Origin of the sequence: Alcanivorax sp. 1008 (genome assembly GCF_020667895.1) — a bacterium.
In the GTDB taxonomy this organism is placed as follows: domain Bacteria; phylum Pseudomonadota; class Gammaproteobacteria; order Pseudomonadales; family Alcanivoracaceae; genus PGZG01.
This window is the reverse complement of record NZ_JAFMPS010000003.1, coordinates 141,911-162,596: the sequence shown is the minus strand read 5'-3', so window position 1 is coordinate 162,596 and position 20,686 is coordinate 141,911. Positions and strand designations below refer to the sequence as shown.

12 protein-coding genes and 3 tRNA genes are annotated in these 20,686 nt (G+C 55.1%); 8 read left to right on the top strand and 7 right to left on the bottom strand.

The genetic code is table 11. The features are described from left to right. Positions 1-185: 185 nt before the first annotated feature. The 7 genes from lon to J1C54_RS06090 all read right to left on the bottom strand — a co-directional run bounded on the left by lon (position 186) and on the right by J1C54_RS06090 (position 6,632). Positions 186-2,585, bottom strand: a complete 2,400-nt coding sequence (lon, locus tag J1C54_RS06120; protein WP_370635616.1) for an endopeptidase La — start codon at positions 2,583-2,585, stop codon at positions 186-188. Between the two features lie 69 nt (positions 2,586-2,654). Then, positions 2,655-3,938, bottom strand: a complete 1,284-nt coding sequence (gene clpX, locus J1C54_RS06115) for an ATP-dependent Clp protease ATP-binding subunit ClpX (RefSeq protein ID WP_229145890.1) — start codon at positions 3,936-3,938, stop codon at positions 2,655-2,657. Positions 3,939-4,051: 113 nt separating this feature from the next. Beyond that, entirely contained in the window at positions 4,052-4,708 is a 657-nt protein-coding gene (gene clpP / locus J1C54_RS06110) for an ATP-dependent Clp endopeptidase proteolytic subunit ClpP (RefSeq protein WP_304504401.1), read from the bottom strand. Between the two features lie 182 nt (positions 4,709-4,890). Next, positions 4,891-6,201, bottom strand: coding sequence for a trigger factor (tig, locus tag J1C54_RS06105; protein ID WP_229145889.1), 1,311 nt, complete (start codon positions 6,199-6,201; stop codon positions 4,891-4,893). A 145-nt stretch (positions 6,202-6,346) separates the two neighbouring features. Next, positions 6,347-6,422: transfer RNA gene (locus J1C54_RS06100), tRNA-His, on the bottom strand. 26 nt (positions 6,423-6,448) lie between these two features. After that, positions 6,449-6,525, bottom strand: a tRNA-Arg gene (locus J1C54_RS06095). A 30-nt stretch (positions 6,526-6,555) separates the two neighbouring features. Then, positions 6,556-6,632 (bottom strand) — tRNA-Pro (locus J1C54_RS06090). 198 nt (positions 6,633-6,830) lie between these two features. Here J1C54_RS06090 and folD point away from each other — a divergent pair. The 8 genes from folD to J1C54_RS06050 all read left to right on the top strand — a co-directional run bounded on the left by folD (position 6,831) and on the right by J1C54_RS06050 (position 20,632). Beyond that, a complete protein-coding gene (gene folD / locus J1C54_RS06085; protein WP_229145888.1) occupies positions 6,831-7,676 on the top strand; it encodes a bifunctional methylenetetrahydrofolate dehydrogenase/methenyltetrahydrofolate cyclohydrolase FolD in 846 nt (281 codons plus the stop codon). 148 nt (positions 7,677-7,824) lie between these two features. Beyond that, positions 7,825-8,805, top strand: a complete 981-nt coding sequence (locus J1C54_RS06080; protein WP_229145887.1) for a malate dehydrogenase — start codon at positions 7,825-7,827, stop codon at positions 8,803-8,805. Positions 8,806-9,105: 300 nt separating this feature from the next. Beyond that, positions 9,106-11,223 (top strand): sensor histidine kinase, encoded by a 2,118-nt coding sequence (locus tag J1C54_RS06075; protein WP_229145886.1) that lies wholly within the window; start codon positions 9,106-9,108, stop codon positions 11,221-11,223. Next, entirely contained in the window at positions 11,220-11,939 is a 720-nt protein-coding gene (locus J1C54_RS06070) for a response regulator transcription factor (protein ID WP_229145885.1), read from the top strand. Before J1C54_RS06075 ends, J1C54_RS06070 begins: the two co-directional genes overlap by 4 nt. A 208-nt stretch (positions 11,940-12,147) precedes the next feature. Continuing rightward, a complete protein-coding gene (locus J1C54_RS06065; RefSeq protein ID WP_229145884.1) occupies positions 12,148-12,648 on the top strand; it encodes a hypothetical protein in 501 nt (166 codons plus the stop codon). Between the two features lie 131 nt (positions 12,649-12,779). Then, entirely contained in the window at positions 12,780-14,006 is a 1,227-nt protein-coding gene (locus J1C54_RS06060; RefSeq protein ID WP_229145883.1) for a hypothetical protein, read from the top strand. A 64-nt stretch (positions 14,007-14,070) separates the two neighbouring features. Next, a complete protein-coding gene (locus J1C54_RS06055; protein WP_229145882.1) occupies positions 14,071-15,198 on the top strand; it encodes a hypothetical protein in 1,128 nt (375 codons plus the stop codon). A 10-nt stretch (positions 15,199-15,208) separates the two neighbouring features. Next, positions 15,209-20,632: an OmpA family protein gene (locus tag J1C54_RS06050; protein WP_229145881.1), complete on the top strand. Its 5,424-nt coding sequence runs from the start codon at positions 15,209-15,211 to the stop codon at positions 20,630-20,632. Positions 20,633-20,686: the final 54 nt, after the last annotated feature.

The following is a 20,686-nucleotide window of genomic DNA, read 5'->3' as shown; positions in this document are numbered from 1 at the left end:
AGCGCACCTTGGAAAAAAAAGCCCAAAGCCAAACCGCATTGGGTTCATCCGCTGCTTTTTTGAGCAAATCAAAAAGCAGACATCCCGGCCCACATCTCACCTGTGACACCAAACGTAACGACGCAGTCAGGAAAAATAAAAAAAAAGGGGGCTAGAAGCCCCCTGTTTTTTTATTGATGGAAACCTTAATGGGTGCTAACCCGGTCTTCATCGACCTCCGGCCTTTTGCTGTTTTCCGCAGCAATTTCCTCCTCCACCTCTGCCTCGCTAAGAGGTGTCGGCATGTGCTGCAGCGCTACCTCAAGCACCTGATCAATCCATTTCACTGGAATGATCTTCAGTGACGCCTTGATGTTATCCGGAATTTCCTTTAGATCGCGTTCGTTCTCCTGAGGAATCAGGACGGTATCAATGCCGCCACGATGAGCTGCCAGCAACTTTTCCTTTAACCCCCCAATGGGCAGCACCTGCCCACGCAGGGTTATCTCCCCGGTCATGGCCACATTAGCCCGAACGGGAATGCCGGTGAGTACGGATACCAGGGTGGTACACATGGCAATACCAGCGCTCGGCCCGTCCTTCGGAGTAGCACCTTCCGGCACATGGATGTGGAAGTCATTACGCTCAAGTTGACGGCGCCGGATACCAAGCGTACGAGCACGGCTTTTGACCACGGTCCAGGCAGCCTGAATAGACTCCTGCATAACATCGCCAAGCGAACCGGTGCTAGTGACTCGGCCCTTGCCCGGCACGGAGACACCCTCGATTGTCAACAATTCACCGCCCACCGAGGTCCAGGCAAGTCCGGTGACCTGACCAACCTGATCCGCCTCCTCTGCTCGGCCGAAGCTGTACTTTCTCACGCCGAGATACTGCTCAATAGCAATCCCCTCCACCTTGACCGGCTCCGAAGATCCGGCCAGCAAATTGGCTTTAACCACCTTGCGGCAAACCTTGGCGATCTCACGCTCAAGACCACGCACCCCGGCTTCACGAGTGTAGTGACGAATGATGTGACGCAGGCTGTCATCATCAAACTGGACTTCCTCTCCCTTAAGGCCATTGGCCTCCACCTGCTTGGGCACCAGATACTGGCGGGCAATGTTGACCTTTTCATCCTCGGTGTAGCCCGGAATACGGATCACTTCCATCCGGTCAAGCAATGGCCCCGGAATATTCATCGAGTTCGAAGTACAGATAAACAAAACCTCTGAAAGGTCGTAATCCACTTCCAGATAATGATCGTTGAAGGTGTTGTTCTGCTCTGGATCAAGCACCTCAAGCAATGCAGACGCCGGATCTCCGCGCTGGTCCATGCCCATCTTGTCGATTTCATCAAGCAGAAATAGCGGATTGCGGACACCGACCTTGGCAAGCTTTTGCACAACCTTGCCCGGCAAAGAGCCGATATAAGTACGGCGATGGCCACGAATTTCTGCTTCGTCACGAACCCCGCCCACGGCCATGCGCACAAACTTACGATTGGTCGCTTTGGCAATAGACTGACCTAAGGAGGTTTTACCCACGCCAGGAGGCCCTACCAGACAAAGCACCGGCCCCTTAACTTTTCCTACCCGACTCTGCACCGCAAGAAACTCGAGAATTCTGTCCTTGACCTCTTCCAGGCCATAGTGATCCTGATCCAATACCAGCTGGGCGCGCGCCAAGTCATGACTGATCTTGCTGCGCTTTTTCCACGGCACATTCACCATCCAATCAAGATAGCTGCGCACGACGGTAGCTTCCGCTGACATCGGTGACATCATCTTCAGCTTGTTCAACTCGGCCTTGGCTTTTTCCCGGGCCTCTTTAGTCATGCCCGCTGCGCCAATGCGTTTTTCCAACTCTTCCAGCTCGCTACCACCTTCGTCCAGATCACCCAGCTCTTTCTGAATTGCCTTCATCTGTTCGTTGAGGTAGTACTCACGCTGGCTCTTTTCCATCTGCTTTTTAACCCGACCACGGATACGCTTCTCGACTTTCAACACATCGAGTTCGCCTTCCATCAGACCGATCAGGTGCTCCACCCGCTCACGGATGTTAGCCATCTGCAAAATGTCCTGCTTCTCTTCAATCTTCAGCTGCAGGTGGGCCGCAATGGTATCCGCCAGACGTCCCAATTCATCAATGCTGGTCACTGAGCTGACAATCTCTGGTGCCACCTTCTTCGACATCTTTACGTAGTCGTCAAATTGACCGAGTAGTGACTTCGACAGCGCATCGGCTTCAGCCAGATCTGGCGTAATTTCATCCAGCTCTTCAATACTGGCGCTGATACTCGCCCCATCCATCATCAGGTGGGTCACCGTGGCACGAGAGACACCCTCAACCAGCACTTTAACCGTGCCGTCAGGCAGCTTAAGCATCTGCAAAACAGTGGCTACAGTACCAACCGAATGGATATCTTCAGGAGTGGGCTCATCGTCTGAGGCATTGCGCTGGGCAACCAGCAACACCTGCTTCTCGCCAGCCATGGCGTCCTCGAGAGCACGAATGGATTTGGCCCGACCAACAAATAGCGGGATGACCATATGCGGATAAACAACCACGTCTCTGAGTGGCAGCAGCGGAATTTCTTTCAGCACGTTTCGCCTCACTGGTAAAAAGTTACTCCGACCAAGACTGAAAAAGGCCTTTACAGGCCTTTTTCAGAGTCAGTCCGGTGCCACTTTGGATGCCGGTTTTTCGCTATTGCTGTAAATCAGTAGCGGCTCCGAATCACCGCGAATGGTCGCCGAGTCAATCACGACCTTGGCAACACCCTGCATCGACGGTACCTGATACATGGTGTCTAGAAGCACATTTTCAAGTATGGACCTCAAGCCGCGAGCTCCGGTCTTGCGTTCCATGGCTCTTTTAGCCACTTCGCGCAGGGCATCCTCACGAAAATCCAACTCCACCGCTTCCATTTCAAAAAGCCGACCGTACTGCTTGGTCAGAGCGTTACGGGGCTCAGTGAGTATCTGGATCAGCGCTTCCTCAGTCAGTTCTTCCAGAGTAGCCGTAACCGGAAGACGACCAATAAACTCCGGGATAAGGCCAAACTTGATCAGATCTTCCGGCTCAACATCCTGAAAAAGCTGACCAACAGTACGACCAAACTCCTTGCTTTTGACCTCCGCAGAGAAGCCAATGCCACCTTTTTCAGAGCGCGCCTGAATAATCTTTTCCAGACCTGCGAAAGCGCCCCCGCAGATAAACAGAATATTTGAAGTGTCTACCTGCAAAAACTCCTGCTGGGGATGCTTGCGCCCCCCCTGGGGTGGCACCGAAGCCACCGTGCCTTCGATCAGCTTAAGCAGGGCTTGCTGCACGCCCTCACCAGAAACGTCACGAGTTATGGAAGGGTTGTCGGACTTACGTGAAATCTTATCGATTTCGTCGATATACACGATACCCTGTTGGGCCTTATCAACGTCGTAGTCACATTTTTGCAGCAACTTCTGGATAATATTCTCAACGTCCTCGCCAACATAACCAGCCTCAGTGAGGGTGGTGGCATCAGCAATGGTGAACGGTACGTTAAGCAACCGGGCCAAGGTTTCTGCGAGCAACGTTTTGCCAGACCCAGTGGGACCAATCAGCAAAATGTTACTCTTGCCAAGCTCGATGTCTTCTTTTGTCTTGTTGCCGCCACGAAGCCGTTTGTAGTGATTGTACACCGCTACCGCCAGCACCTTTTTGGCGCGCTCTTGACCAATCACATAGTCATCGAGTGTCTCTTTTATCTCATGCGGACGCGGTAGCTTGTCTGCTCCGCTATCAGCACTGTCTTCCTGCACCTCTTCACGAATGATGTCGTTACACAGGTCGACGCATTCATCGCAGATAAACACCGACGGGCCCGCAATTAGCTTGCGCACCTCGTGCTGGCTTTTGCCGCAGAAGGAGCAGTAAAGCAACTTACCGTCATCTTTACCGCTGCTATGATCGGTCATCAGCTCTCCCGAATTCTGGTCATTAGGGTCAAGATGCAGGCTGGATACGGTTTTTTCAACCCCAGAACTGCCAAGCCCCCTCTATTTGCTCAGATTTTACCCAATCACCCACATCACACCGGGCGTCTGGATAGAACCTGATCTACCAAACCGTATTCCTTGGCCGCCTCGGCACCCATGAAGTTGTCTCGATCGGTATCCCGCTCAATCACCTCAATAGGCTGGCCGGTATGATGGGCCAGCAGCTCGTTCAGCTGGGAGCGAATCTTGAGGATTTCCCGGGCGTGAATCTCGATATCCGAGGCTTGCCCCTGAAAACCACCCAATGGCTGGTGAATCATTACCCGCGCATTGGGCAGCACATAACGTTTGCCCTTGGCACCCGCAGTCAGCAAGAAGGCGCCCATGGAGGCCGCCTGACCAAGACACATGGTAGAGATGTCCGGCTTGACGAACTGCATGGTGTCATAAATCGACATGCCCGCCGTCACAGAGCCACCGGGGCTATTGATGTAGAAGTGGATATCCTTATCTGGGTTTTCCGACTCCAGCCACAGCATCTGCGCGACAATCAGGTTAGCCATGTGATCTTCCACCTGACCCACCATAAATACTACCCGCTCCTTGAGGAGGCGAGAAAAGATATCGAAGGAGCGCTCGCCACGGGCGGTCTGCTCTATCACGATCGGCACCAGAGAGGAGCGAGTCGGATCCTCGATCAACTTGTTCATCTCTGGCGTCATGGAGGTGATACGGCTGAAATCAATCATCGGACAGTTCCTTGTTGTATAGCTGGCCTGTTATGCACCCATGTTATGTCGGTCTTTCGACGTGCGTCCATATAAGGGGCGTGAAGACCCTGCTGACTGCTGCTTTATTAGCCGGAAATGCTCGATAAACAGAAACGGGGCCCGTGGGCCCCGTTTAATCGCTCAAAAAGCAACCAGATTGATTAGCGCTGAGCACGCTGGCTGGCAACCACGTCCTCGTAGGAAGTGGCTTTATCGCTCTGCTTGGCAGAGGCCAACACCAGTTCAACCACCTGCTCCTCAAGCACCGCACCCTCAACTTGCTCAAGCTGCTGGCGGTTGCCGTAAAACCACTTGACCACCTCAGCCGGCTCTTCGTACTGCTCAGCGATTTCCTCAATCCGAGCACGAACCTTATCGGCATCAGCCTTGAGCTGGTTTTGCTCGAGAATTTGACGAACCACCAGACCCAGCCGTACCGCCCGCTCGGCCTGCTCGCGAAACAGGTCATCCGGCAAAATACTGGCATCAAACTGCTGGCCACCACCAAACTGCTGCATCATCTGCTGACGCATACGCTGGATTTCATTGCTCACCAGCGCTGCCGGCACGTCAAAGCTATGGGCGCCAACCAGCGCATCCATAACCTGACCTTTGATGTTGGCACGAATAGCGTTAGTCAGCTCGCGCCCCATGTTCTTCTTAACTTCGGCACGGAATTTGGCCATATCGCCACCCTCCACACCAAAGCCTTTCATAAACTCCTCGTCTATTTCCGGTAACTTCTGCGCCTCGACCTTATTCACGGTGACGTTAAACTTTACCGCCTGCCCCTTAAGCTCCTCAGCGTGATAATCCTCCGGGAAAGTCAATTCGAGGGTCTTCTGGTCACCAGCTTTACTGCCGACCAGACCATCTTCGAAGCCGGGGATCATGGAGCCAGAGCCCAGCACCAGATTCTGGCCCTTGGCGGACCCACCAGCAAAGGCCTCATCACCCTTGAAACCTTCATAATCAATATTCACACGATCACCCTGCTCCGCCGCTCTGTCAGCCGCTTCCCAGCTGGCGCGCTGCTTGCGCAGATTATCAATCATGTTATCCAGGTCCGCATCGGTCACTTCGGCGACCGGACGTTCAACGCTGATGGCATCGAAGCTGGCCAACGCGATCTCCGGGAACACATCGAAAACGGCAACGAACTCCAGGTCCTTGCCCGGCTCGTTGGTGGTCGCCTCAAAGCGCGGCATGCCGGCCGGCTCCAGCTTCTGCTCTTCTACAGCCTTGACGAAGCTGTCACGCATCACGTCGCTAAGCACTTCGCTGCGTACGGCACTGGCGAACCGGCGTTTAACTTCACGCATGGGCACCTTGCCGGGACGAAAACCGTCGATACGCAGGTTCTTCTGGGCTTCAAGCAGACGCTGCTCAACGGCAGAATCCAGACGCTCGGCCGGCACCGCCACGGTAAGACGGCGCTCAAGACCTGAAGTTGTTTCTACGGAAACCTGCATAACTTCCTCTTTTTAAATGCATTTAAACTCGTGGAGGAGCATCGCAAAAACAGGGATACTCCATGAAGGCGGCGGATTATAAATCAACCGCGGCGGGTTGCCTATCAAGCATAAAAAAACCCGCCTTGGCGGGTTCCTAATATAGTGGGGTGGCTGACGGGGCTCGAACCCGCGACCACCGGAATCACAATCCGGGGCTCTACCAACTGAGCTACAGCCACCACTAAAATTTCCGCCGGCACACGGATGGCGCGCCTGGCAGGACTCGAACCTGCAACCTACGGCTTAGAAGGCCGTTGCTCTATCCGGTTGAGCTACAGGCGCATATTCCGTCACATTACCCATCCAGAAGGATGGTCGGGGTGGAGGGATTCGAACCCCCGACATCCTGCTCCCAAAGCAGGCGCGCTACCAGACTGCGCTACACCCCGAGCTAGCTGCTCGAGCGAGGCGGCATATTACTCGTGGCCCTGAGGAGCGTCAACGAAAAAGCCCCGCAAGTGGAAATGATTGCGCGTAAAAGCACCGACAGGTTGTGTGCTTTTGCGCCAAAGGCAGCAGCGTGCGAAAATCGCGCCCGCACCGGAGCGTGCGGCCCCTTCCCTGACCTGACCATTTGCGGAGTACGCATGACTGCCCTGATTCTCGACGGTAAAACCCTGGCCCAGCAGTTTGAAAACGAGATGCGTATCCGGGTGGACAAGCTGAAAGCACAGGGTGACGGGCGCACGCCAATCCTTGCCACCATTCTGGTGGGCGCTGATCCCGCCTCTGCCACCTATGTAAAGATGAAGGGCAATGCATGTCAGCGTGTCGGTCTTGGCTCACGCAAGATTGAGCTACCGGAGTCCACCACCACTGAGGAGTTACTGGCAGCTATTCACTCGCTTAATAGCGACCCGGATGTGCATGGCATTCTGCTCCAGCACCCGGTGCCAGAACAGATCGACGAACGCGCCTGCTTTGATGCAATCGCGCTGGAAAAAGATGTCGACGGCGTGACCTGCCTCGGCTTTGGCAGAATGAGCATGGGCGAGCGCGCCTATGGCAGCGCCACTCCGAAAGGCATTATGCGGCTTCTTGAGCACCACAATATTGAGCTGGCCGGCAAGCATGCCGTGGTGGTCGGCCGCAGCGCCATCCTCGGCAAACCCATGGCCATGATGCTGCTCGGCGCTAACGCTACGGTCACCATCTGCCATAGCCGTACCGCAGATCTGGCCGAGCACATCCGTCGCGCCGATATCGTTGTAGGCGCTGTTGGCAAACCGGAATTCATCAAGGCGGCATGGATCAAGGACGGCGCCGTCGTGGTTGATGCGGGCTACCACCCCGGTGGCGTGGGTGATATTGAGCTGGGCCCGCTCAAAGACCGGGCGAAGGCCTGGACACCTGTGCCCGGGGGCGTCGGCCCTATGACTATCAATACCCTGATTTTCCAGACTCTTGAAGCTGGCGAAAAGGCTCTCGCCTGACAAACCAGATAGACGAAGGATGGCCCCACCAAACGAACCGTGCCATCCGCGCCCGGCTTCTTTATAATGCGCCCCGCCTAACCGACCGGCGCCACCCTGCCGGTCAGGAATCCACCACCGCCACAAGCGATTTCACAAGGAGATCCTAATGAAAGCTCCCGTTCGCGTAGCCGTTACCGGTGCCGCCGGCCAGATCAGCTATTCCCTGTTGTTCCGCATTGCCTCCGGTTCCATGCTCGGCCCGGACCAGCCGGTGATTTTACAGCTGCTGGAAATCACTCCGGCTCTGGAAGCGCTGAAAGGCGTGGCCATGGAGCTTGAAGATTGCGCATTCCCGCTGGTCGCCGGCATTGTTCAGACCGACGACCCGAAAGTAGCGTTCAAAGATGCAGACTACGCCCTGCTGGTCGGCGCCCGTCCGCGCGGCCCCGGCATGGAGCGCAAGGATCTGCTCGAGGCTAATGCAGCCATTTTCTCGGTACAGGGCAAAGCCATCAATGAAGTAGCCAGCCGCAACATTAAGGTGCTGGTAGTCGGCAACCCAGCCAACACCAATGCACTGATTGCCCAGCGTAACGCGCCGGATATCAACCCACGCCAGTTCACCGCCATGACCCGCCTCGACCACAACCGTGGCATGGCGCAGCTGGCAACCAAACTGGGCAAGAGCATCAACGATATCCACAAAATGACCATCTGGGGCAACCACTCCAGCACCCAGTATCCGGACCTGCACCACTGTGTTGTGGACGGTAAGGTAGCCGTAGATCAGGTCGACGCGAGCTGGTATGCCGATACCTACATTCCAGAAGTACAGCAACGTGGCGCCGCCATTATCAAGGCTCGCGGCGCTTCTTCGGCAGCCTCCGCCGCCAACGCTGCAGTAGACCATATGCGCAGCTGGGCGCTGGGCACCACCGATGGCGACTGGGTCTCTATGGGCATCTACAGCGATGGCTCCTACGGTATCCAGAAGGGCCTGATCTACTCTTTCCCGTGCGTTTGCAAGAACGGCGACTGGGAGATCGTCCAGGGCCTGGAAGTCAATGAGTTCTCCCGCGAGCGTATGAAAGCTACCGAGCAAGAGCTGGCGGAAGAGCGTGATGCGGTGCAGCACCTGCTGCCGTAATACTCCCTCCGGCTGTGCCAGAGCGGTAACACCAACAAGGGGCCTGCGGGCCCCTTGTTGGTATTCACCTGAAAAACACTGCGACCTGTCATAATGTGACGCAGTACGCACAACTCACCTTTTTGACCCTTCCTGTGTGAATATCCATGCAATTCATCAACCCACCGAATAACCCCCCAACCATTTGAATTTATTGAACTAAAATGAAAATGCCAGAAGAATGATGTGGCATTCTGGCTTCAATCTAATGTTGGCATGGTTCTTGAGTTAACAGACTGCAACACATGCCCGGAAACTGATATGGCGAGACCTCTGGATAACACCCGCCCGCTTGCAAGGAGTCTTGCAGGCGCACTGATGTTTATCTGGATGCTACTGGCTTCGTCATGGTCGCCAGCAACCACACTGGTACTCGACGATCAGCCATACCAGTCACTGTCCGGGAGTATGGCCTGGTATCGTGACAGTGGCGGGCAAATGAACATTGATGACATTATCCTTAGTGATCGTCAGGGCCTGTTCACTGATGCGGCAGGACAGCCAAGCTTTGGCTACACAAGCGACACCATATGGATCCGCTTCACCGCGGTATCTCAAGAAATCGAGCACGTCCCGAGACTGCTCGGTGTATCCCCTTCGTTCCTCGACCACGTCAGGCTATTCAGCGTGCACAACGGCAAGGTTCAGGATCTTGGCATTCAGGGTGACAGAGAACCGTGGCAGCAACGAGTCATCCCCTGGCGCCACTCCCTTTATCAACTGCCTCACCTGAATGAAGGACCGGTAACGTTCTACGTCAAGTTACGAAGCACCAGCAGCATCGCTGCGAACCTGACACTGTGGAAAAGCGATACATTCGCTGTCCAATCTGCCAGCGCCATGTTTCTCTATGGGGCTTTGCTTAGCGCCGGAGTCCTAGTATGCGCTTTGAGCCTGCTTTTTCTTACCTTCCTAAGGCAATCCGTATACCTGTATTTCCTGCTATACGCACTGTCATACACACTTCTTATTGCTCAAATTGAAGGCATTATCCATTTTATCGTAGCGCCGGCGACGCCACTGCATCTGGAGTGGCTTCAAGTTGTCTTCCAGGCTGCAGGCTTGGTAACTCTGGTGATTCTATTCAGTAAAATCACGGACCTGAAGATTTATCATCCAAAAATCAATAAAGCATTGATTTTCAGTTCATCTGCAGCCGCGATCATCGGCATCATCCCCATGATGTTTGGGCTCTACAACATAAGCATCCCATTTTACTGGATGATTTTCGCTGCAATATTTATAGCCATTCCTATTGCCACTCTTTTTCTGCGCAAAGAAATCGGCCTCGTCGCCTACATATACGCCAGCGCATTTGGCGTTGTTGCGACTGGCTTGATTATCCGCTTTGCCTGGGTTTTTGGCCTATCGGGTCCAAATATACTTTCAGAAAATAACTTCATAATCATTGTTCTGAGCCATATAGGAATAATGTTTATCACCCTGGCGACCAAATATGTTCAGCTGGAAAAAACCATGCGAAGCGCTGGAGAATCCGCACTGGCAAGCATACGGCACTCTGAGAAACTTTTGGAAAACCTGGTCAGCCAGAGGACATTTGAACTGGACCAGGTCAATCAAAGTCTTGAACAACAGTTAAAGATAAGCAAACAAAAATCCATTGATCTGGAGAAAACATATTCTCGCCTCTCCGTTGCTCTTGATGCAGAAAAGAAGGCAGCACTGGAGCAAAGGCAGTTTCTACGCATGGTGGCTCACGAGTTCCGCACCCCGCTGTCCGTCATCCAGATGGCCAGTGACCTTATTGCCAGCGACCCACGCACACCGGAAGTTCATGCCACAACCAACTGCGAAAGAATACAACACGCCAGCGAAAGAATGGCTGCCGTAATCAACCAGGCGCTACGCGAAGACAAACTTGATAGCGCAGAGTGGCGCAAAAATGCGAGATTCATTCAAATCAGCGAATTACTACACAACAGCATCAGCTACGGAGAAATGATCTCCTCCGGGAACCGGAGCTTCTCTGTTGTATGCGATGAACACATTTACATACAGGGCGACTACGACCTACTGCTCACCATGCTCAACAATATTATTGACAACGCGGTGAAATACTCCGCAAAAAACTCATCTGTTCATGTCATTGCCGAGCAGCGCCCAGATTATTCAATAGTTATACAAATCAGTGACGAGGGATGCGGCATGAGTAAAGAAGAGCTCAGCCAGGTGCTGGACAAATATTTCCGCGCCGACACTGCCACCGGTGTGCCCGGAATGGGACTGGGCCTTTATATCGTTGATCGAATTGTGCGCATCCACAATGCGACCTTGACGATCCACAGCACTCCCGGTGCCGGAACGATCTTTAACCTGTCATTCCCGCCACCGGCACAAAGCGCGGAGGCCCGACCATGAATGCGACGCCAGCATACCGGGTTCTGGTTCTGGAAGATGACGCGGCCCTGCGTGCCGTACTCAGAGACTTTCTATCCCTGATGCACTATCAGGTGCTAGAGGCCGCCGATCTTGCCAGTTTCCGAGCCTTGTCCACCACCGAGAAGTTCGACTTGTTGCTGCTGGACCTCAATCTGCCCGACGGTGATGGATTAGCCCTTCTAAAAGAGCTGGCCGCCGCGGGTGATACCGCGGTGTTTGTGGTATCGGGTCGCTGCGATGAGCATAGCCGGCTGGAAGCACTGGAAGCCGGGGCAGACGACTATATCGTCAAACCATTTAACGCTCGCGAGCTGGAGTTCCGGATCCGCAACTTTCTGCGTAGACAAAACTCCCGCAGGGCCGCCGGAGCCACTCAGGCGACATCATCACTGAGCTTCGGCGAGTGGCACCTGCAGCCCAGCCAATACCGGGTTACCGGCCCCCAAGGTGCAATGGTAAGCCTGACCCGCAGTGAGCGGGACCTGCTAAGAGAACTGATTCAGGCAAAAGGCAGTCTATGTAACCGGCGCCAGCTGGCCCGGGCCATGTCCTCGCCAATGGAAACCACCAGCGAGGAGACCGTCACGGTGCTGATTTACCGCTTGCGCAAAAAGCTGGAGGCCGCTGGCGTGCCCGGCCCTCTCATTGAGACGGTGGCTGGTGCCGGGTACCGCTTTGTAGGCATGGATACATGATCATCAAGCACTCAAGAACCACAGATGTTCATATCTTGTTCATGGCGCGTTCAGGACATATGCATGCTGATACCACTAAAATATCAGTGATCTGTGTCACAAAACCAGCTGATGGCACTCCTGCAGGCAGCTCATGCTGAGGGTCAGGAACCACTAGCCGGGAGTCCGGAGACGGCTCTGGACCAATAAATATCAAAGGAGAGACACAATGATGATGAGTATGATTCGCAATACTTTGCTTGCCTTCGGCCTAACCGCCGCCAGCATGATAGCGATGGCAGCACCACAGATTTCACTACAAATCTCCGCCGAGAAAGACGTTGTAGAAGTGGATGAAAATGGCCAGCAAGTCACTCGCCGCATAGCGGCCACCGATACCGTGCCGGGTGACGTCCTGTTCTACACCATCAACTACAGCAATACGGGCGATGAAGCTGCTCGCAATGTGCGACTTGATAACCCGGTGCCGGAAGCAACTTCCTATCAGGCAAACAGCGCCTGGGGGGAAAACAGCGAGATTCTTTTCTCCATTGACGGCGGTAAAACATTCAAAAAAGCCAGCAACCTGACCTATCAAGTCACTGGCACGAATGGTCAGCCGGAAGATCGCCAAGCCTCTCCAGAACAGTACAACGCCATTCGCTGGATTATTGAAGAAGTCGGCGCAGGTGCTCAGGGAAGCAGCGGGTTTTCTGTAGTCGTGCAGTAATTAAAACGTTTTTTGCAAACCCGGTAAAAACATGGTTTTTACCGAGTTAGCAGAAACATCAGGCCGCCTTCGCACTCCAGCAGGCCTGATGCGCATCACCAAACCGGGGTGCAAACACTGAGGATAAAAAAATGAAACATTTACAGAAACTATTGGGGGGGAGCGCATTACTTGCTAGTGCAGCGTTAATCCCCAGCCTGGCTTTTGCCACGGCGGCAAACACCACTATTACCAATACGGTAACGGTGAACTACAGCGATGCTGCGGATAATGCACAGCCAGCAGAAACGGCTAGTGTTGAGATTGATGTAAATCTGGTTGCCTCTATACCGCTGGTATCATCACCGGCAGACGTGGACCCAACCACCGAAGACACCGTGGTCAGTCTGGTATACACCGTTACCAGCACAGCCAACGGTCCTGACACCTACAACTTCACCTCCGCAGACACACGTACAAATATGGATGCTGACGCGGTCGGTGATGATCCCAGCATTGATCTTGGTGCAACAACCGTGGCCAGCGCAATTTCTGCCACTGACACCGATATCATCGTACCCTTTGATGGCACAGATGACGGCATCGTCAACGGCCTGGCAGTGGGCGACACCATTGTCATTGACCCGACTGGCACAGCCGAAGTTGCCGTTATTGACAGTATCGATGAAACCACAGGCGCTGCCACTAACACGGTCACCATTACGCTGACCGCGGGCACTACCAATGGCTTCATCTACGGCACAACAATCGGTCAACGTGACACTGTAACTGTGGATATCACCACGGATACGATTACTGCGGGTACATCCGGCACCCACTCTATTCTGTCGACTGCCACATCCGACTTTGATGGAGCGGTATCCGGCACGCAACTTACTGCCACTGTAATCACCGTGCGCCGCCCTGTACTCACCGTGACCAAGTATGTGCGCAACGCCACCCCGCTCACCACCTTCAACCCGGTTGCGGCCGACATCACTGTTGATGGCGTTGATTACTACTCCTCGGGCGTTACCGGAAATCCGGGCGACACCATGCAGTACCTGATTGTTATCGATAATAGGGCCGCTGGTGCAGGTACCGCGAACAACATCGTGGTTTCGGATCCGATTCCGCAGTTCACAACTTTTGTTGCTTCTTCCATCGAGCTTGACCCAGGTGACGGCACCTTCGTCGCTCAGGATGAAACCGCAGATGATGGCGATGCTGCCGAACTGGATACTACCGGCAACGGAACCGTCTACGTCTACGCAGGCGCGGGTGGCGACGATACCACTGGTGGTGCAGGCAATGGGGATGGCGGCACGCTGCTCGCCACGGAAATAAGCCATGTGATCTTCCAGGTCACCATTGACTGACGGAACCCCCGGTGACCGGGCGTCCTCGCCGGTCACCGGAAGTTTCAACAAAGGATGAATTGATATGAAAAAATTACTTACAGGACTGGTGGCATTGGCTGCGCTGTCTACAACTGGCCACGCTCTCGCCACCACCGGTGGCGGTGCTACCATTCATAACGCTGCCACCATGACGTTTGGCACCGGGCAACAGGTTACTGCCTCCGTGGATGTTGAAGTGCGCACCATCGGTGCCGCACCGACCATCACTTCGGAAACGGTAACCGCCAATGCTGGTGACTCGGTAACGGTTAACTACACCATTATCGGTAACAGCAACGGCAGTGACATCTATGACCTCACGGTAAGCACGAATGACACAGACGTTGGTGCTCCGTCGTCGCTAACCATCACTCCGCCTCAGGTTACTCTGGCAGGGTCTATTACCTCACGGCCTTCACAAGCGGGCACGATCTTCATTGCTGCTGGCTCTGAGGACAATCTGATTCCGGGTGATACCGTGCGGATCAACATTGGTGGTACGGACTATCTGTACACCGTCGGCTCTGTCACCCCGGGTACCCCGGCATCGACAACTGGCAACACCACCACGCCTGAGACTCCGACCGCTGTGGCTCTGACGCCTCAGGCATCTGCTCCGGCAATCATCGCAGGCAATGTACCGGTCGGCACTCAGGTAGGTGAAGTACAGACCTTCACCGTCGAGCTGGACGCAGGCAGTCCGCTTACCCCGGGCACTCCAGGTGAGCACGAAATCGTAATTGACGGTACCGCAGCGGCTCCTGGCCCTGGTGGCCCGGGTGACGTAGTCACCTTTGACGATATCGGTGGCGGCACCGTGACCGTATTGTCAGGTGACGCAACCCTGATCAAGGAAGTACGTAACGTAACTGATGGCGGCGCCTTCGCCACTAGCGGCGTAACTGCACGCACCGGCGATGTGCTCGAGTATCGTCTGACTGCAGGCACCATTCCTACTGAAACCATCACCGGCGCAACCATCTCCGACAGCATCCCGGAGTTCACCGCGTATGTTCCTAACAGCACCACGCTGAACGGCGCCCCGGTGGCAGACGTTGGCCCGAACTCCCCTCTTGTTGGTGGCTTGCAAGTCAACAGTGCTACCGGCGGTCCGGGGGAAATCATTGACGGTGAAACTGCCGTAGTGACGTTCCAGGTCACCGTGCAGTAACGGAACCCGGATGAAACGGAGCTTTATCCTCAGTGAGAAAACCCCACTGGCATTTGCCAGTGGGGTTTTCGTCGCTGTGTGGCTCGCTCTGTCCCTGCCACGCCTGAAAGGCTGGCAGCGCCAGAGCATGCCCTGTGTCGCTCTGCTACTGCTATTGCTTAGCGGTTTTTCCAGCGCGGCACTGGTGGTTACTCAGCCACCAGCAGAGTTAAGCTGGTCCGGCTCGGTGGTGCCCGCCACCGCAAACGTAGAAGTGTTGCGTTATGAGAGTATTGGTCTTTATCGCTACGACCCAGGCGCCCCTGACTCTTACCAAGTATGGCAAGGCAACTTTGCCTCCCCGGATAGCCTGTCTGGCACACCCTCATTGCTTGGCGCGCTTCCGGCGCCTATCGATGACGCGGGCACCCCGCTGCCCTTGAACAGCTCTATCCCTCTTGCTCCCAGCGACTTTTACGAGGGCCGGGAGCCAATTTTTATTGTTGCGAACACCCCGATTTTGCCACCGACCGCCATTGCAACTCGCCCTGATGGTCGGCGCTTTATCGGCGTGACTATTGATATCAGCAGCGGCGACAGCTACACCATCGCGCTAGTAGAAACAGCCACCAACAGCAATGTTTATGTGGGCTACCTGCAGCCCAATATCCCCGGCAGCCCTATCGTTATCCCACCGGACAGTACCGTGGAGATTCGCTACGATAACAATGGAGATGTTGCAGACAGTCTGACTGCTGGCGCGCCCTGGTTTGTTGACCCACTGGTACTGGGCAGCATTCAGGCAGAACGTCGCAGCACCACCAGCGCTGCGCCTTTGCCAGACACGGACCTGTTCGTAACCAAGACCAGCCAGCGCGGCGCGGTGATGACTGGTGACTTCCTCGCCTACGATGTCAATGTAGAGAACATCTCTATCGCTCCGGCCCTGAGCACACAGGTCATCGACTCCCTGCCGGCAGGCTTTCGCTATCAGCCAGGTTCGCTGCGCATTGATGGCATTGCAGTGGCCGACCCAGCAATTGATCCAAGCGGCAGCCAGCTCACTATTGATGTCGGCAATATCGCTCCAGGAGCCAGCCGAACTGTTCGCTACGTTACTGAGGTCACAGTGGCCGCCCGTGCCGGACGTGCCGCCAACCTGGCTCAAGCAACGGCAGGCATCATGCGATCAAACATGGCCAAAGCAGAGGTTTTGGTGGAGCGGCCATTCTTCAACGATCGCGCTTTCCTGATGGGCCGTGTTATTGCCGGATCCTGTGGTGAGCAGGATGCTCCTGGCCTCGAAGGCGTACGCATTTATATGGAGGATGGCACCAGTGTCATCACCGACAAGCATGGTCGCTGGCATATTGAAGGCGTCACCCCAGGCACCCATGTCCTGCAGCTGGACACCATTACGTTGGGACCACGCCATACGCTGAGCCAATGCCATGACAACACCCGGCAGGCTGGCAACCCCAGTTCCCGTTTCGTTAATGTTCAGGGCGGCACACTGTGGCGGGAGAACTGGTACATCAACGTACGTCCGGCACTGGATGCTCAGTTACAGCAGCAACTCACCACTCGCCTGGAAGATGGTGTGGCGCGTATCACCCTGCCAATTGGCAATGGTGAAACGCTTTTCACCAATGTCACCACGCACCTGTTTCTTCCGCATACTTTGACTCCGGTACCCGGCAGCATCCGCTTCGACGGCAAGCCCATCTCGGACCCGATCAAGCGCGACAACTTTTATGAGTTCCAGTTTCCCGTCGAAGGTTATTTCTGGCGCCACACTCTTGAAATGGATCTTGCCGTGGATCCGAACACCCGTGACACCGTGGAACAAAGCATTCTCTTTAACACCTTTGGCACCACGCCGGACAACAAACGTTTTTCAGTATCGTCTCAAAACAGTGTCAGAGTCACCGGCGCGCAGATGAAGGACAACGAGCTGGTTCTGCGCCCCCGCTTCGCCAGCATGTCCGCAGGCTTATCAGAGCGTGACCGTTTAGATATAAGCAATGCGGCGGATACGCTGCGCGGCAAACCAGGTTTACGCCTGGAGGTTTATGGTCACACAGATAGCCAGCGCATCGTTCCCCGTGCTGGTCGTGTGATCAATGATAACTATGCGCTTTCAGAAGCAAGAGCACGTGCAGTAGCAGGATACCTGTCAGAGCTACTGCTCATTCCGTTGGAGCAAATCACCATTGTCGGCAAAGGCCCGGATGAGCCCGTTGCAGATAACGACACAGCGGATGGCCGCGCGCTTAATCGCCGTGTCACCGTGCGCTTCTTTACCCAGCAGCAGGTGTCCAATGCCACCTTGGCCACCGTTGTGGCCGACAGCGGCCTGAACCGCGACCGAGCCAGCGAACGCAACGATTCGGCTGATGCGGAAGCCAAGAAAGGCTTTCTGAACCTGACTGACGGGATGATGGTTATTCACCCCGTCGTCAGTGTCACTGCCCGTCTTGATGATCGACTGACACCCAAGCTGCTGCTTGATGGCGTGGAAGTTTCAGATGCCCGCATCGGCTCACGAATCGCTGACGAAGCAACCAAAACCGTGGTTTACACCTGGGTTGGTGTAGAGATTGATAGTGTCGGCGAACATAACTTTGAGCTGCAAGGCAAGGGCGGATTTGGCGTCGTACGCTTCCGTGAGAAGGTAACTCTGCGCCGCAGTGGCGAACTAAAAAGCATCCGCAGCGGCGACAGCATCGAGAATGTGGCAGACGGTTTAACCCCGGTTCAACTGAAACTCAACTTGTTCGACGCCTTTGATCAACCACTACAGGCGCAAACTGAACTGCGTATTGTCAGTGGCAGCCTGCGGCCGCTCAATTACAGCCAAACCACCAGCCCGCTGGAAGACCGTGGCGACGTGGTTGTGGTGGACCAGAATGGCATTGCTCGCTTTGCGCCGGTCAGCACCGCAGGCACCTACCGGCTGCGTCTGACTGATGGACGAGTGGTTTCTGATGAGCTCACTGTTGCTGTATCACCGGATTTGCGTGAATGGATTCTGGTGGGCTTTGCCGAGGGAACCGTCGGCTACAATACGCTAAGCGGCAATATGCAAAATCTGGGTTCGCCAGATAAACATGCCTATGTCGACGGTGAAATGGCCTTTTTTGCTCGCGGCACGGTTGCCGGAGAATGGCTGCTGACCGCCGCGCTGGACACTCGTCGTGTACCGGAAGGTCGCCCCTTGAACCAAGCCATCGACCCCCAGCGCTGGTATGTGCTTTACGGCGATGACGCACAGCGCACCCACGATGCTCCATCCAGTAAAAAACTTTATGTGCGAATGGAAAAGCGTGATTTTTATGCTCTCTTCGGTGACTACGACACCGGTCTGACCGTCACCGAGCTAGGGCGCTATCAAAGAGTATTAACCGGTGCCAAAGCTGAATGGCGTGGCCGTAATGTCAGCGCACTGGGCTTTGTTGCGGACAGCTCTCAAGGCTTTATCCGCGATGATATTGAGCCGGACGGCACCTCGGGCCTGTACCGGCTGAGCCGCGCTCCGATTGTGCCGGGTAGCGAAACAGTCACCGTCGAAGTCCGCGACCGCTTCACCAATGAAGTGATCAGCAGCACGCCCATGACCCGCTTTATCGACTACAGCCTGGACAGCGCTGACGGCACCATGTTCTTCCGCCAGCCGATCCCCGTTCAAGATGCATCGTTCAATCCACTTAGCATTGTGGTGACCTACGAAGTGGAAGTCGGCGCAGAAAAAACCGTGGCCGGCGGCCGCGCCACTGTGTTCAATGAAGATGAAAGTCTGACTGTCGGCATAACCGCCGTTAATGACGATACTCTGGCTGCACCCGGTTCACTTATCGGCGCAGACGTGGTCTGGAAGCCCACCGAGCAGCACACCATTAAGGCGGAGTTGGCCGGAACACGACAGGATCTGCAACCGGGCAGCAGCAATGATCAGGCTTGGCTGCTTGAGCACCAGTACACCTCGGAGCAAGTAGATACCCGTGTACGCATTGACCAAACCGATGATGGTTTCGGGCTTACCCAGCAGTCACCAAGTGATGAGGACTCCCGCAACATTCAAGCAGGCATCCGCTACCGCATTAATGAAGATGTCGCCGTAAGCGCTGATGCCAGCCGCCAGCAGGTTCCTGATACAGGCAACCGACGTGATCTTGTCGAAGGCCGGGTGGAATACCAGCAGCCGGACTGGCAGGCATTCGCCGGTGCACGCCATGTGGAAAGCGTAACCAATGGCGGTATTTTTGAAAGCCAGCAACTTATTGCCGGTGGCCAAAAAGACCTGTTGGACAAGCGCCTGACCCTGTCCGCAACGGGTGAAACCAGCATCAATAGCGGTTCAGACGAGTCTGACTATCCCTCCCGCCTGATGCTGGGCAGTGATTACCGCCTGACTGACCGAGTGTCCCTGTTCGCCAACCAGGAGTTCACCTGGAGCCATGAACAGCGCACTCAGGATAGTCGCGTAGGCGCCCGCGCCACACCATGGCGCGGTGCGACGGCAAGCACATCGGTTAGCCGTAGCATGGATGAGTATGGTCCTCGCATGATGGCCCATGCAGGGCTGTTCCAGACTATTGAGCTTTCCCAGTACTGGACCGCGGATATAGGCTTTGACCGCGCCCAAACACTTGTCGACGGCAACCCGGTGGACTCCTTTGATCCTGATCGCGCCCCTGCCAGCGGCACCGATGGCAACGACTACACTGCTATCTCCGGCGGCCTCGGCTATCAGGATGCCAGCTGGCAGTGGACCAACCGGGTCGAATATCGCCATGCGGTTAATGATGACAAGTGGAACCTGCTGTCGGGTTTCCAGCACCGTCTTGATGAAACCAACACGGTTGCTGGCCGCGCACTACACTTTGACCAGAAGTTCCGCACTGGCGATATCCTGCGCTCCTCTGAGCTGGACTTCAGCTATGTCCGTCGCCCCCTTTCCGAGAGCTGGTTCTGGCTGAATCGCAGCCGTGTTGTATACGACGAGCAACGGGATGCCTTTGGCTCTCGCTATGGTCATCGCCTGATCAACAACACCCACCTGAACTTTGTTGCGCAGGAGCGCCATCAGGTATCCCTTCAGTACGGTGCCCGATATGTGGGCGACACTATCGATAGCCAGCGCTTCACGGGTTACACCGACTTGATCGGTGGCGAATACCGTTATGACATTACCCCCCGTTGGGACGTTGGCGTCCGTGGCAGTACTCTGGCCAGTTACAACAGCAATGTGCGCATGAACTCCTTTGGCCTGATGGCTGGCTACAGCCCGATTCGTGATGTGTGGATCAGCCTTGGGTACAACTTCCGCGGATTCTATGATGATGACTTCAGCGGTGCTCAAGGCCGTGTTCAAGGCATCGTGCTGGACTTCCGCATCAAGTTTGATCAAAGCAGCGCCAAGCGCTTCAAGAATAGTGTGACGGAGACAGAGTAATGCCTGATGCCAGAAGAGCCAGCACTCTCTTGTATGCGAATGCCTTTACTGCCA

What these genes read in the sequence shown, in the direction of transcription:
- J1C54_RS06060 (WP_229145883.1), top strand. Translation starts at nt 12,780, where the DNA reads ATGAAACATTTACAGAAACTATTGGGGGGGAGCGCATTACTTGCTAGT.
- J1C54_RS06050 (WP_229145881.1), top strand. Translation starts at nt 15,209, where the DNA reads ATGAAACGGAGCTTTATCCTCAGTGAGAAAACCCCACTGGCATTTGCC.
- J1C54_RS06075 (WP_229145886.1), top strand. Translation starts at nt 9,106, where the DNA reads ATGGCGAGACCTCTGGATAACACCCGCCCGCTTGCAAGGAGTCTTGCA.
- clpP (WP_304504401.1), bottom strand. Translation starts at nt 4,708, where the DNA reads ATGATTGATTTCAGCCGTATCACCTCCATGACGCCAGAGATGAACAAG.
- tig (WP_229145889.1), bottom strand. Translation starts at nt 6,201, where the DNA reads ATGCAGGTTTCCGTAGAAACAACTTCAGGTCTTGAGCGCCGTCTTACC.
- J1C54_RS06065 (WP_229145884.1), top strand. Translation starts at nt 12,148, where the DNA reads ATGATGATGAGTATGATTCGCAATACTTTGCTTGCCTTCGGCCTAACC.
- J1C54_RS06070 (WP_229145885.1), top strand. Translation starts at nt 11,220, where the DNA reads ATGAATGCGACGCCAGCATACCGGGTTCTGGTTCTGGAAGATGACGCG.
- clpX (WP_229145890.1), bottom strand. Translation starts at nt 3,938, where the DNA reads ATGACCGATCATAGCAGCGGTAAAGATGACGGTAAGTTGCTTTACTGC.
- folD (WP_229145888.1), top strand. Translation starts at nt 6,831, where the DNA reads ATGACTGCCCTGATTCTCGACGGTAAAACCCTGGCCCAGCAGTTTGAA.
- J1C54_RS06055 (WP_229145882.1), top strand. Translation starts at nt 14,071, where the DNA reads ATGAAAAAATTACTTACAGGACTGGTGGCATTGGCTGCGCTGTCTACA.
- J1C54_RS06080 (WP_229145887.1), top strand. Translation starts at nt 7,825, where the DNA reads ATGAAAGCTCCCGTTCGCGTAGCCGTTACCGGTGCCGCCGGCCAGATC.